Origin of the sequence: Parabacteroides sp. AF17-3 (genome assembly GCF_003635445.1) — a bacterium.
GTDB classification, from domain to species: domain Bacteria; phylum Bacteroidota; class Bacteroidia; order Bacteroidales; family Tannerellaceae; genus Parabacteroides; species Parabacteroides goldsteinii.
In genome coordinates, this window is record NZ_QTMM01000025.1 from 23058 (window position 1) to 36795 (window position 13738).

13 protein-coding genes are annotated in these 13738 nt (G+C 40.9%); 5 read left to right on the forward strand and 8 right to left on the reverse strand.

Going from position 1 to position 13738, the window contains the following annotated elements:
- Positions 1-6 precede the first annotated feature (6 nt).
- From DWW91_RS25480 to DWW91_RS28225, 3 genes are all read left to right on the forward strand, one after another.
- The gene (locus DWW91_RS25480; RefSeq protein ID WP_010802561.1) at positions 7-402 is read left to right on the forward strand and encodes a 2-amino-4-hydroxy-6-hydroxymethyldihydropteridine diphosphokinase; all 396 of its coding nucleotides are present in this window, start codon (positions 7-9) and stop codon (positions 400-402) included.
- Positions 403-427: 25 nt separating this feature from the next.
- Positions 428-1087, forward strand: a complete 660-nt coding sequence (locus DWW91_RS28220) for a glycosyltransferase family 39 protein (RefSeq protein WP_233584576.1) — start codon at positions 428-430, stop codon at positions 1085-1087.
- A gap of 69 nt (positions 1088-1156) precedes the next feature.
- Complete coding sequence (locus DWW91_RS28225) at positions 1157-1825, forward strand: hypothetical protein (protein WP_233584577.1); 669 nt, start codon at positions 1157-1159, stop codon at positions 1823-1825.
- Positions 1826-1830: 5 nt separating this feature from the next.
- Here the strand turns inward: DWW91_RS28225 and DWW91_RS25490 are convergent, their stop codons facing one another.
- The 8 genes from DWW91_RS25490 to DWW91_RS25525 form a co-directional block, all read right to left on the reverse strand.
- Positions 1831-2964, reverse strand: a complete 1134-nt coding sequence (locus DWW91_RS25490) for a glycosyltransferase (RefSeq protein WP_122329293.1) — start codon at positions 2962-2964, stop codon at positions 1831-1833.
- Positions 2957-4213, reverse strand: coding sequence for a glycosyltransferase (locus tag DWW91_RS25495; protein WP_122329294.1), 1257 nt, complete (start codon positions 4211-4213; stop codon positions 2957-2959). The genes DWW91_RS25490 and DWW91_RS25495 overlap by 8 nt, the downstream gene beginning before the upstream one ends.
- Positions 4210-5523 carry a polysaccharide deacetylase family protein gene (locus tag DWW91_RS25500; protein WP_122329295.1) on the reverse strand — a complete coding sequence of 438 codons (1314 nt, stop codon included), beginning with the start codon at positions 5521-5523 and terminating at the stop codon, positions 4210-4212. Before DWW91_RS25500 ends, DWW91_RS25495 begins: the two co-directional genes overlap by 4 nt.
- A gap of 12 nt (positions 5524-5535) precedes the next feature.
- A complete protein-coding gene (locus DWW91_RS25505; RefSeq protein WP_199722632.1) occupies positions 5536-6171 on the reverse strand; it encodes a PIG-L family deacetylase in 636 nt (211 codons plus the stop codon).
- Between the two features lie 14 nt (positions 6172-6185).
- Complete coding sequence (locus tag DWW91_RS25510) at positions 6186-7145, reverse strand: GNAT family N-acetyltransferase (protein WP_122329297.1); 960 nt, start codon at positions 7143-7145, stop codon at positions 6186-6188.
- 95 nt (positions 7146-7240) lie between these two features.
- Entirely contained in the window at positions 7241-8284 is a 1044-nt protein-coding gene (gene recA / locus DWW91_RS25515) for a recombinase RecA (protein WP_007658580.1), read from the reverse strand.
- A 6-nt stretch (positions 8285-8290) separates the two neighbouring features.
- Positions 8291-8749 (reverse strand): thioredoxin-dependent thiol peroxidase, encoded by a 459-nt coding sequence (bcp, locus tag DWW91_RS25520; RefSeq protein WP_010802567.1) that lies wholly within the window; start codon positions 8747-8749, stop codon positions 8291-8293.
- 1 nt (position 8750) lies between these two features.
- Positions 8751-9944 (reverse strand): saccharopine dehydrogenase family protein, encoded by a 1194-nt coding sequence (locus tag DWW91_RS25525; RefSeq protein WP_007658575.1) that lies wholly within the window; start codon positions 9942-9944, stop codon positions 8751-8753.
- Between the two features lie 543 nt (positions 9945-10487).
- On the opposite strand from DWW91_RS25525, the gene DWW91_RS25530 reads away from it, so the two are divergent.
- Positions 10488-11828, forward strand: coding sequence for a hypothetical protein (locus DWW91_RS25530; protein WP_082207582.1), 1341 nt, complete (start codon positions 10488-10490; stop codon positions 11826-11828).
- A gap of 85 nt (positions 11829-11913) precedes the next feature.
- Positions 11914-13551, forward strand: coding sequence for an OmpP1/FadL family transporter (locus DWW91_RS25535; RefSeq protein ID WP_046147523.1), 1638 nt, complete (start codon positions 11914-11916; stop codon positions 13549-13551).
- Positions 13552-13738: the final 187 nt, after the last annotated feature.

Here is a 13738-nt window from a genome sequence, read left to right on the forward strand (position 1 = left end):
AGCGATATGCTGAATAAAATTATATTAAGCTTAGGTTCAAATCAAGATCAGGAAAAGAATATGGCGGAGGCGGTGCGTATATTGCGGAACCAGTTTGTTTCTATTGCCTTTTCAAATTCTGTATATACGGAGCCGATCGGATTAACGGGGTCTGCTCCTTTTTTGAATCGGGTGGCCGTTGCTTATACATCAGAACAGCCGGATGAAATAAAGCATTTGTTGAAACGTATAGAGTACAAACTGCAACGTATGCCTGACGATAAAAATTTCGGAATTGTTCCAATTGATATTGATCTGCTTCAATGGAATGAGTTGATTTTAAAACCGGACGATTTAAGAAGATATTATATAATAGAAGGAATCAGAGCTTTAGAAAATGAAGAATTTAAACAAATGAAATAGTGTAAATCCGATATAATAAATTATTATGATAAAATATGTAGTACTGATTTTGTTTCTGGTGTTGAAATTCTTTACGTTAGAGAACTGTTTTTTCTGGGATAACACTGCCGGGTATTCTATGCCGGCAAGTTATTTATTGGAAAATGGGTTTCTGTCTTTTGTCTATCCGGCCCAATATGTTGCAGAACCCCCTTTGGCTCATCTGTATCTGGCTCTTCTTTGGTCTTTATTCGGAAAAAGTTTGTTGGTAGCTCATTTATCTATAACTGTATTTTCATTGGGAGTGATCTGGCAAGTTTATCGCTTGTGTGAAAGGTTGGAGACGAAATATACACCTTATATATTTTTGTTGGTTTTATTGGAACCGGCACTTTCCACCCAAATGATTTTAATTTCTCCGGATGTCATCCTGTGTTTTTTTGCTTTGTTGAGTATCAATTTGATTTTGGATAACCGGCGGATTTGGTTGGCTGTATCTGCCATGTGCCTGGGATTGGTAAGTATTAGAGGGCTGGTTGTTTGTTCAGGATTGGGGCTGGGATATTTGCTGATAGAAAATGTTATTCATAAGAAATCTTTCAAAAATTCGTTCTTATATGTTTTCCCTGTATTTATACCGACTCTTTTGGCGATAGGCGGATGGTTTATATACCGGAAGGTGGAAACCGGATATTTTCTGTATTAACCCGGTTTTGGATATGAGGATCATCGGCAGTTAGCGACATTTGGGCAAATAGTTAAGAATATAGCAAGTTTGGCTGTAAGGATGTTGGATTCAGGGAGAATTGTTGTCTGGATTTTGCTATTTGTTTCAATCATTAAAATGGGGATAAAAAATTTCTTTCTTTATCTTTCCAAATCTCCGTTATCTCTCATTTATTTGAGTGTCTTATTTACTATGATGTTAGTTACAATTCCTGTAACAAACCCCTTTGGAGACCGATATTTTCTGGTTTTGTACATATTACTGGCATTAATCACTGCTCAGCTTTTGTTTAAAGTATATGAAACAAGGTCTGTGCGAATTTTATTGGTAGGGATGATTTGTATACTGGTCAGCGGAAATTTTTGGGTTTATTCGGAGAAGATGTCAAAGGCCTGGGATAGTGTATTATGCCATTTACCTTATTATTCATTGCGCCAAGAGATGATCGATTATTTGGAGAATGAACATATAGATATTGATTCTGTATCAGCAACGTTTCCAATGAATGGATCGTTTGCAAATACGGATGTCACGGATGATGACCGGTGCTTTTCTTCTGCTGAGTTGGAAAATAGTCGTTATGCTTTATATTCAAACATTTTTAATTGGGATGACGAGCATATTGAAACAATTCATACTCAATGGAAACTTCGAAAAGAACTGAAAAGCGGGTTAATTTTTCTGCGTCTGTACGTCCCCAAAGAAAAAGGAGAATAGTTTTTTTATTCTCCTGGGTTGTAAATCAAATTATAAAGGCGTTCTCCCTGTTGCTTGTTTGAGTAATTGGGGAATAACAGTTTTCTTCTTTTTTCAATTAATTCGGGAGTCATTGGTTGTTCCATCAACAATTTGCATGTGTCTATCATTTCCTTTGGAGTATTTGCAATGTAACATAAATCCTCTAATCCGCTGCCGGTAACCATCTCTTGATTTACGATTGTGCATCTGCCTGCAAAGAGACTGTTCAATAATTTTAGTTTAAGACCTGTGTCCTGAAAAGTGATTAACATATGGATTTGAGCTTCGTGGGTCAGATAATCCATTCGCTTGTCGGAAGGGTTAGCTTCAATTTTGATATTCGGATAAGGGGCGGCGGCTTCCTGAAGAGAAGAGGGGGGATTCATGCCTGCGATGATACAAGGATAATCCAGTTTGCAGAAAACATTCTTTATCAGGTATAGAGCAGCCAATGTATTTTCCGTAACAGACAGTTTTCCGTGATATAAGATAAAGTCAGACGAACCGGTACGGACCGTTACTTCATCATTGATATGAAAACTAGGCATATATTCCACTTTTTTTCCAGGGAAAATTTTCCTAAGATATTCTGTATCTGTTACCGATACGACGATCATCAGGTCTGCATGTTTTAAGATTTCCTGATAACGCTCGAATCTCCAGGCTTCAACGAGGAAAAAGCACTTCTTTATTATATTTACTTCTGCTTTTGCCAAATGACGGTAATAATCATGTTCTATATTACTCTCCCGGTATATTTTCATCCGATTTTGTAATTGGGGATGGTCGATATAATAACAGGAATGTAATCCGTCGAATAGGATCGGATATTCATTGGCTAGCAGGTTCCGGAGTAATTCCGGATCTTTGCGGCTATATACATTGTAAGGCAACTTTGTTATATTGGCTAATAACCCGGTTCTGCGTTTGTAGTAATAAACTTTTTCACATAAGGCTTCCAACTCCGGAGAGTGAGGCCGTTCATATTCAAAACAATGAAGAATAATCCTGACGCCGCATCTATGCAAAGCCAGCATTTTGTAATAGACATCGATCACGCCACCGTAATTGGCTGGCCATGGTATGTTGAAAGCTACTATGTTGATATATTTATCCATGAGTCTGTTTGTTTTTGTAAAGTTTTGTGAACAATTCCATAAATTGCTTTGCCTGCGCTTGTCGGGAAAAGCAGTTTATTTCTTCTTTGTTCACATTTATCCTGGTATATCCTTTTTCTTTCCATTCTCTATAATGATGTCCGAGGAACAGATAGACCTCTTCTGTATTGCGGGCCGATAATCCTGTATGAGTCCGGTTTATAGTTTCCTCCAGGCAACCTTCATCACTTCTGACACAAAGTACTGGTTTCTCGACGGCAAAAGCCTCAAACAGCTTGGTCGTCATATAGCCTTTAGGTCCGGATTGGGTTGATTTATTGGCAAGTTGTAACAAGATAGAACTCCGGTTTAATATACCGGGTATTTCAGAAGCCGGAATATATTTATGGAAATCCATATAAGATTCTATTTTATATTTTTCTACTTCTTTTTCAATTATATCCTGCGATTCTTTATCTATAAACCATTGTATTCGAAAAGTTTCTGGTGAGATTTCTTTTTCCCTGTCCAATTGTGCAATAGCCTCAAATAACAACTGTGGATCGCGGGTCGCCAGACTAAGCAAGCGCCCTGTATAGGTAATCAAAAAACGAGGTGTTGTAAATTGTTCGGGATAAAAAATTTCCGGATCATATCCATTATAGATTAACTCTACCTTAGATGTATATTTGCTTAGTATTTGGGTATGCCATGGCGATACCGTAGTGATATAATCTACTTTTGATAATGCCAGATTACGATCTTTCAATAATCTCCGCCGGAAAGTTGCGGTGATTAGTTTGTCCAGCCAGGAGACAGTATGGAAAGAATGTGCAATAAATTCGTTGTTTGCATATTGTTCAATAATATCACGTAAATCGGCAATAACCGGTAGATTGAATTTTTTAGCAGCTTGTACAGCGGCCGGTAGCGGAAAAGTTCGGTAAGTACTGCATAAGATTCCGGCATATTCACCGTTTTCGAGTAAATGTGATGCTTCTTTGAGCATTTTTTTGTCTTTGTAGTGAAATAGGAAATCCAACAATAAAATGAAGACCCATTCCAGTTTTCCGACGATTTTTCCGGTTGCATGGAAAAATTTTACATAATGTGCATTTGCATTTCCTGTCAGAAAAGCAAATGTTTGATCGTCTATATATTCAGTAAGGACAACTGGTTCCCAGCCTGCACGTTTCATGTATTTACATAAATATCCCATGCGTGGTCCGAAAGCCGGAGGGAAAATATCACATATAATCAGTATCTTCATGCTTTTTTTAATTCATCAATAAAGGATGTGAACAATTTTCGCTGCCAATCGACAGATAGTCCGGGTTTTACTTTGGTGGGGATTGTATCGTTATGCCATAAAAGGATTAATTCCCCGTTCACCCATGCTGTTTGTTCTGCCAGTTGCAGACAGTAAGTCTGTGCTTCTTCGTAATTTAAATTCATATAAGCGGGTTCGCTTAAACTGCATTCCATCACAGTTAACGGATGAAGCAGTAATGAGGAAATCCGCTTATTCTCAGGATTAATCCAATGTACGGGATGGCTTGTTCCCAGCCGGAAACCAGCTACGTCGGCATAGCCCATTGTGAAATCATCTGTTATGCCGATTCGTTCAAGCCAATCCATGTCTCCCGGTTCGCATGACGCCAGATAATGGTGCCGGTTGTAACGGATTGTTTGTTTTGTCGCCTTTTCCAGTAATTTTAGTTCGGAAGCTGTAAGTGACGGATTTTTCCCGGCATCGAAACTGCTGTGGAGTCCGATCGTTACGTCTTCTGAGGCACATGACGCAAATAAATGTCGTATGTCGTTCGATTGAAGGCTATAATAGGGCTTGTCTTCTTTTGAAGAACCGGCTGATTTGATGAAGAATATAGATTCGCAACGTTCCTTGCCAATAGCTCTTTTCAGTGCGTTACCTTGTTCCAGTAACCATGGGAAAGTATAATAAGGATCGGAATCGAGTGGGCCGCTCAGATACTTCCATGCCTTGATGAATCCGTCACCTTTCAGCCATTCTCTCATAAAATTACGTAATGTGCGGCAATAGAAAGGTGCATCCACATCATGGGTAAGCCATATTTTTTTTATTTTTTGCTCAGGTTCGGGAATATTTACATGGGCCTGGCGAAGCCATTCACGCAACAGTTTTCCATATTCATCAACTATCGGGCGATGGATAAATCCGGCACGGTAAGGTAAGGAGGATTTTCCCGGGAAACGTCCGTATTGGTCCCGTTCATTGCGTCTACGTATTTCTTCATAACGGGTCAGGAGAAAATATGCACTGGCGATGATGTCTGCATGGACAATTAGTGTGTCTTCATACCAACCGATTTGAGGTGTGCCGAATAAAAGTGGTACGCCTTCTATTTCTTCCAATGGCAATTCCGGCATTGATTCCGCCTTTCCGTAAATAGTATCCTTGAAAAAAGGGGAGGGGAGAATTACCACTCTATATTGTGTAAATTTTCTTGGGTCCGCAGTATAGCCTACCAGGCTACTGAAACTGGTGGCCCGGTCTCCTCCGATCAGGAATTTTATTATATAGGAAATAACGGCTCTCATCGCAATTTGATTTTACAGGAATAACCGGATCACTTCGAATGCTTCTGCATAAAGGCAACCGGCTTGTACTCCTCGTGCTTTTGCCAGTGAGAAAATAAAATCTGCAGATAAATAATCACGGTTACCTTGCGATTTGTATGCTTTTAATGCGTCTATTTTTGCTTCGATGTGTCTTTTTTCGAGTTTAACGAAACATTGGGTATTGAACGTCAGGTTGTTCCATATCAGTTCATATCCCAGTAATGTTGTGTTTTTGAAGGCTCGTAAACCTTCCTGTGCAATCGTTGTATGATCCTGGTGGATATCGTGAAGGCTTGGAATGAATACAAGATCGAAATGGGAAGATTTCCGTAATTTGATCAGTTCTTCCAGGATTTCCTGACGTACATATCCCAATTTGCGTACTTCGTAATTATAAATGATCAGATTTTCTGGCAAGATACCCAATTGGGCTGTGGCCTGTTTCACTTCTGTTTTCAATACATCTTTCGGAAAACCTTCCGGTACGGATTGTTCGGCAGTAGAGAAAGCTACATAAGTCACCTTCTTTCCTAGTTCCACCAGATAACGGATCGTTCCTCCCAGTCCCAGTTCACCATCGTCGGTGTGAGGTGCGAGGATCAATATGTTATTACAACTGTTTATCATCATATTAATTTATTTTATGGCCTTAGTATACTGTTTATTTTTAACCAGACCTTATATAATAAACTGATATTTCCTTTGGTTATTGTGAAGTAAGGCGTTTGAATTGCTCCGAATTCACGAAAAAAACGTTCTACTCCTGGTATCATCGAGCCTTCAAAGTCAAAAACAGAAGTATATTGTGCTACAAAGCGGATACTTTCCCATAGTACCAGACTGTGAGCTCCGGATTCTCTTAAATCCGGATCGCCTCCACCGGCCAGATAATAGGCTGAACTTTCCTGCCAGACCACGAATGCAGCGGCATGCAAATTTCCTTTTTCATCGTAGCTTCCCCATAGGTCCCCTTGGTTACGTTCGCGACAGGTTGCGATTAATTTCTTCAACAACTCGCAATGTTTAGGGGAGGGGAGATGTTGACGTTTGAAAGTTAGAGATTGTATCCTAAGAAAGTCATCGATTGAAATCCCTTTTTTGACAGTAATGTGATATTTTTCTTTTGCTTTTGCTATGTTCCGGCGTATATTAGGACTCATATTATTCCATAAGGTGTTTTTGTCACTAATATTATATAATATATATGTATAGCGTGTCGTCTGTTTATAGTCTTCCCAATAAAAGGGTAACCAATCCGTTATCTGGTAATTGAAGTTTTGCAGGAAATGAGGGAAATTTTTTAGTTCATCTATGAATTTTTTACAAATAGCCTGGCGCTGACCTAGTATTCGCGTATATTTGGTATCTTCGGCTTTCCCGGCAAACCAAGGACCCATTGTCTGTGTATAAGGTGGCATCGATATGATACCCCGATGAGGGATGTAAATAGGAAAAGCCGCCTGTATATTATTATTCTCTTCGACCAACAAGACATCCCATTGTTCTTTGCCACAAACAGTGTCGAGCCACCAATCTTGGGAGTATAGCGGCAAGCTGCTTTCAGTCTTGCAAAGTAAGCGATATTTGTCTTTGTTTGTCATGTTTGTTTAAAAGGAAATATATATGAAATGAAGAAACTGTTGCAAAAGTTTTACTTTTGTAACAGTTTCTCTTTATTCTATAAAAGCTTGGGAAATTATCCTTTCAATGCTTCGAATATCAATCCGGATAGCTCTTCTGCCAGTTCGGGGTTATCGCTGATGCATTGTTTGGCAGCATCGCGTCCCTGTCCCAGTTTTGTGTCGTTGTAACTATACCAGGAACCGCTTTTCTTGATAATATTCAGCTCCGCACCCAAGTCTACGATCTCGCCAGCCTTGGAAATACCTTCGCCGAACATGATGTCGAACTCAGCTTTGCGGAAAGGAGGTGCAACCTTGTTCTTTACAACTTTCACACGTACCTGGTTACCTTTCATTTCATCACCATCTTTCAATGTTCCGATCTTGCGGATATCCAAACGAACTGATGCATAGAACTTCAATGCGTTACCACCGGTTGTTGTTTCCGGGTTACCGAACATGACACCGATCTTGTCACGCAACTGGTTGATAAAGATACAAGTCGTATTGGTCTTGTTGATCGCTCCGGTCAGCTTACGCAATGCCTGAGACATCAGACGAGCTTGCAAACCCATCTTGCTGTCACCCATATCGCCTTCGATTTCAGCCTTCGGAGTCAATGCTGCCACAGAGTCGATAACGATGATATCTACTGCAGAAGAACGGATCAGCTGTTCGGCGATTTCCAAAGCCTGTTCACCGTTATCCGGTTGAGAGATCCATAAGTTTTCTACATCGACACCCAGTTTTTCCGCATAGAAACGGTCGAAGGCATGTTCTGCATCGATAAATGCAGCAATACCACCGGCTTTCTGTGCTTCGGCAATAGCATGGATTGCCAGCGTTGTCTTACCGGATGATTCCGGACCGTATATCTCGATTACACGTCCTTTCGGGTAACCGCCTACGCCTAAAGCTGCGTTCAGGGCGATGGAACCTGTCGGAATAACTTCGATACTTTCAATGCTTTCGTCGCCCAGTTTCATGATAGAACCCTTTCCGTAGTTCTTCTCAATCTTATCCATTGCGGCGCGCAACGCTTTTAACTTGTCGGCATTAACAGCCGGCTTTCCTTCCGGGGTTTTTCCCTCTTCGAATAAATTGTCTTCTTTTGCCATCCCTTTTTATGAATTAAGGATTTGATTAGCATGGTCTTTTGTTTTCACCTCTTTCGGACCGATTATCTTCTCGATGATACCATCTTCGTTGATAATAAAGGTGGTACGGAGAGTCCCCATGTATGAACGTCCGTACAGTTTCTTTTCTGCCCATACGCCAAAAGCTTGTTGCAGGGCTGTGTCCGTGTCAGCGATCAGGTTGAAAGGCAGTTCCTGTTTGGCGATGAATCCCTGATGGGATTTTGCGCTGTCTTTACTAACCCCGACCACTTCGTAACCGGCTGCCTGTAATTCCTTGTAGCCGTCACGCAGGCTACAGGCTTCTGCCGTGCAACCGCTGGTGTTGTCTTTCGGGTAGAAGTAAAGTGCTAACTTCTTACCTTTAAAATCGCTGAGTCTTATTTCATTTCCGTTCTGATCAAGCCCCAATACGTCGGGTGCTTTGTCTCCTACTTGTAATGCCATATTATAATTCCAAATCTACATTAAACATTTCATGCCAGGGCAGTCCTTGTTCGTTCAACTCTTTCATGAACGGATCGGGATTGAATTCTTCCACATTCCATACACCCGGCTTCTTCCAAACTCCCTGCATAAATAATTTGGCACCGATCATCGCCGGAACGCCGGTGGTATAACTTACACCCTGAGCGCCTGTTTCTTTGTAAGCTGCTTCGTGGCTACAGTTATTATATACATAGTAAGTTTGTTCTTTGCCATCTTTGATACCGCGGATACGGCAACCGATCGATGTTTCTCCCGTGTAATTCTCGCCCAGATCGCCCGGATTAGGCAATACGGCTTTCAGGAACTGGATCGGGACGATTTCCTGTCCGTTGTACATGACCGGATCGATGCGTGACATACCGATATTCTGTATCACCCGTAAATGAGTCAGGTATTCCTGTCCGAAAGTCATCCAGAAACGGGCACGCTTGATCGTCGGGAAGTTCTTTGTCAGACTTTCCAGCTCTTCATGGTACATCAGGTATGATTCACGAGGACCTACATTCGGGTAGTTCAACGGCTTATGTACCGATAACGGGTCAGTATCCTTCCATTCTCCGTCTTCATAGTATTTACCACGCTGAGTAATTTCACGGATATTGATTTCCGGGTTAAAGTTCGTAGCGAATGCCTTGTGATGGTCGCCGGCGTTGCAGTCGACGATATCCAGATACTGGATTTCATCGAAATGATGTTTCGCTGCATAAGCTGTATATACTCCCGTTACACCCGGATCGAATCCGCATCCCAGGATAGCCGTCAGACCCGCTTTTTCGAAACGGTCTTTATAGGCCCATTGCCAGCTATATTCATATTTTGCCTCGTCCAGCGGTTCGTAGTTGGCAGTGTCGAGATAGCTGACACCGTAAGCCAGGCAGGCATCCATGATGGAGAGGTCCTGATAAGGTAGAGCCAGGTTGACGACCAACTCGGGCTTAAAGTCATTAAACAATGCAACGAGCTCGTCCACGTTATCCGCATTGACCTGTGCTGTCTTCACCTTTACATTTTTAATATCGGCAGCAATCTTGTCGCACTTGCTTTTCGTGCGGCTGGCCACCATGATATCGGTAAAAACATCAGCATTCATCGCGATCTTTTTAACAGCAACGGTGCTTACGCCCCCTGCACCAATAACTAATACTCTTCCCATTTACAAATAGAATTAATCTTGTTAATATACAGTTTACAAGGTTTTAAACCAAAGGACAAATATACGATTTATCTTTGAACATATAACAAAAGAGGCGAATTCATTTTAATAGTTCCCCGAATGTATTTACGATACTGTTTCATCATAAAGAAACAAATGTTTCTACATAATGAAACAACTGTTCCATTACTATGAAACAGATTTTACCAAGGATGTGTTTTTATCATTGATTCGGAATCGGTTTTGCAGCGTTTGTGTCTTTTGTTGCATCTACTTAAGTATATAAACCATGTGCTTTTATACAGAATGGTTGTTTCTTGTTGTCTGTGATTCCTATTTTGTAGCATTGTTTCAGAATAAGTTGTTTTTTATAGTTAAAGTATATATAAACGCTTGTAACTTATTGGGAACGCGTTATATTTGTAAATAGAATGCGTAGTTTTTATTCTTATTTAAGGATATGATCTTAAACCCGGCAACGGATATGTAGTCTAAACAGTAGAATAAATATATTAATGTAGAGGAGAAACGAATATGAAACCCATGAAATTAACATCTTTAGTGGTGATGCTTCTGGTCGGCTTCAGTGCCGCAGCCCAGGAGGAGTTCTTTGATGATGTGTATTTCTCTTCAAGTAAAGAAAAAAAGAAAGAAAAAACAGAAGAGAAGGTTATACAGCCCAAAAAAGAAAAAGCAACGGAGTCTTCATCTGCAATTGTATTGGCATCGGCTTCGGATTCACATCCGGCGTTTGATAAAGATAGAGATGTGGATGAATATAATCGTCGATATACATCTGTTGACGTTGAGGAACCTTATGATGAGGATCTGGACGAAGCGGACGGTACTTATATCGAAGAGTTACCTGATAATAATCAGAAAGTTACGAAGAAAGCGGAACGCCGTTCGGATAATGAATATACCGAACGTATCGTACGTTATCATTCACCGAGTAAGATCACGATTGCCGGTGCAGACCAAGTCGATCTGTATCTGAGTGACGGATATTACAGTTATGGTTATGATACCGATTACTCGGACGGTAATACCAATGTGAATGTAAATATAAACATGGGTAATAGTTGGGGATACTCTCCGTGGTATTCCGGTTGGTATGATCCCTGGTATTATAGTTACAATCCCTGGTACTCTTCCTGGTATGGTCCCCGTTGGGGATTCGGTTGGGGCTGGGGTGGCTTCTACGCCGGTTGGAGCAGTCCTTGGTACGGTCCGTCATGGAGCTATTACGGCCCGGGTTACTGGGGTGGTTATTATGGCGGATATTATGGAGGTTATTGGGGACACCATCACCACCATTATTATTCCAGTCCGTACAATTACAGATCATCAGGACGTTCGACGTCAAGCCGCTATACAGCAGGAAGAGCATCTTCCAATCGCTACAGTTCCGGTTCAAGCAGGTCGTCGTCTTATAGAAGTTCCAACCGTGCAACATCTTTGAGAAGTGAAAGTAGTCGTACAAGTTCCAACAGAACGAGTTCGGATCGTTATTCGCGTCCTTCCACATCTTCATCTTCAACTAGAGGAGCAGCAAGCAGCATCCGTTCAAGCCGGGGAACAACTTCGAACCGGGTACAGTCGGAAGCAACAGTTCGTACACGTCCTTCCACTCGTAGTAGTTCAAGTGGTATAGGAAGTTCGTCGTCTCGTTCTTCGGGAATACAGTCTTCGCCAACAACCAGAAGCAGTTCTCCGCGTTATAATAGTAGTAGTCCTGCTACAACCAGAAGTCAGAGTACCTATTCTGCACCGTCAAGAAGCAGCAGTAGTAGTCGCAGTTCCGGTTCCTACAGTAGTGGTGGCGGAAGCAGTAGCCGTTCAAGTGGCGGTGGCGGCGGACGTTCATCCGGTGGACGTAGATAAATGAAATGAGATAATATTTAGTATAAGGGCCGGTATTCGTACTTGTGCCCTTATGTATTAATGTATTAGAAAAATAACAGAAACGATGAAAAGAATAACGTGCTTATTTATATCGGCATTTTTTCTAGCCGGTGGTATTGCATATGCACAGGGTGAAATGGATGCGTACAAAATGTCTCAGACTGATTTGAACGGAACTGCCCGTTATTTAGGTATGAGCGGAGCTTTTGGTGCATTAGGTGGTGATATATCGTCTATGTCTACTAATCCGGCAGGGTTGGGGATATATCGTAGTTCGGAAGTGGTGACTACGGTAAGTCTTTCCTCTATTAAAGCGAGCACGGACTGGAACGGCTCGAAGGTTGATAAGAACAAGACAAGATTCAACTTTGATAATATAGCTTATGTCGGTTATTTCCCGACGGGTAATGATGAAGGAATAGTTGGATGGAATATCGGGATTTCTTATAATCGGGTGAAGAGTTTCAACCGTTCTTACAGGATGAATGGATCGCAGCCTTTTTCGGTGGCTGATTATATAGCGGATCTCGCATTCGGGTATTCGGAAAAAGATTTGACTTATTCGAAAAATACGGGTTATGATCCATATAATCCTAATAGTGGGATGCCTTGGTTGCCTGTATTGGGATATAATGCAAATATTATTGATCCGGCTGGGGACGGAGTGTATCGGTCTGCTTTTGGTGGAGTACAAGAATCAGGCGAATGGGCTCCTTACAGTCCACAAAATGTGGATTTGATTGTGAATGAGAAAGGGTCGATCGGCCAATATAATATTTCATTTGCAACTAATATCTCTGATCGTTTCTTTTTGGGAGCTACTGTGGCCATAACTGATATGGATTATAATCTTACTACAAAATATCAGGAAGATTTTACTCAGAAAGATTTATTATGGTTGGATAATGGATTGTCGACTGACGGTACCGGCTATGCTTTTAATATCGGAGCAATAGTACGTCCGGTAGATTTCCTGAGGGTGGGGGTTGCTTATAATTCTCCTACCTGGTATAAATTGACGGATTATTTTCATGGTTCGGCGCAAGCTGTTATAAATGATGTGGAGATGAATGTGCAAAATACTCCGGATTATCAAGCGGGAGATTATCATTTTCGTACTCCTGACCGTTGGATATTCAGTGTCGCAGGTGTAGGTAAAAACTTTCTGATAAGTGCAGACTATGAGTTGACAAATTACAAGAGGATGAATTTAAGTGATTTGGATGGATTTGATTTGTCTGCAACCAATGATATCAAAAAAGATTTTGGAATGTCAGGAACTTTAAAAGTAGGTGCAGAATATAAGGTGACTCCTCAGTTCTCTGTTCGTGCTGGAGCTTTATGGAAGACTTCTCCGATGAAAGATCATTTAAAAGATGGAATTCCTCCGTTAAATGAAAAGGGAGAGTTTTATACTCAGGCAGTAGGTGTTGCTGGTACCATCCCTAATTATACAGTAGATAAAGGAACCAATTCCTATTCTATCGGTTTAGGCTATCGTTTTACTCCTAATTTCTACATGGACCTGGCTTGCGTTTATCGGGTGTATAAAGAAGATGCCTATGCTTTTTCTAGTACTTACCAGGCAGGGGTTAGTAAGCTTGAAGAGTTGCTGGATAAGGGGGTAGTTGTTAAATCCGATCCAGCCTCATTAAAGACAAAAACAACGCAGGTTGCTTTAACTTTGGGGTATAAGTTCTAAAAATATAGTTTGTTACCAAATGTCCCCTGTTTGTACATAAAACGTACAGGCAGGGGACATTTTTGTATAAAAATAACAGAAATATTTGTCTGTTTAAAATACTTTTTGTTCTTTTGTTTTCGAAAACAAAATTGTCTAACATTTAAAACCTCATTGCCTATAGCATAAACATTACTCAAAGAAACTA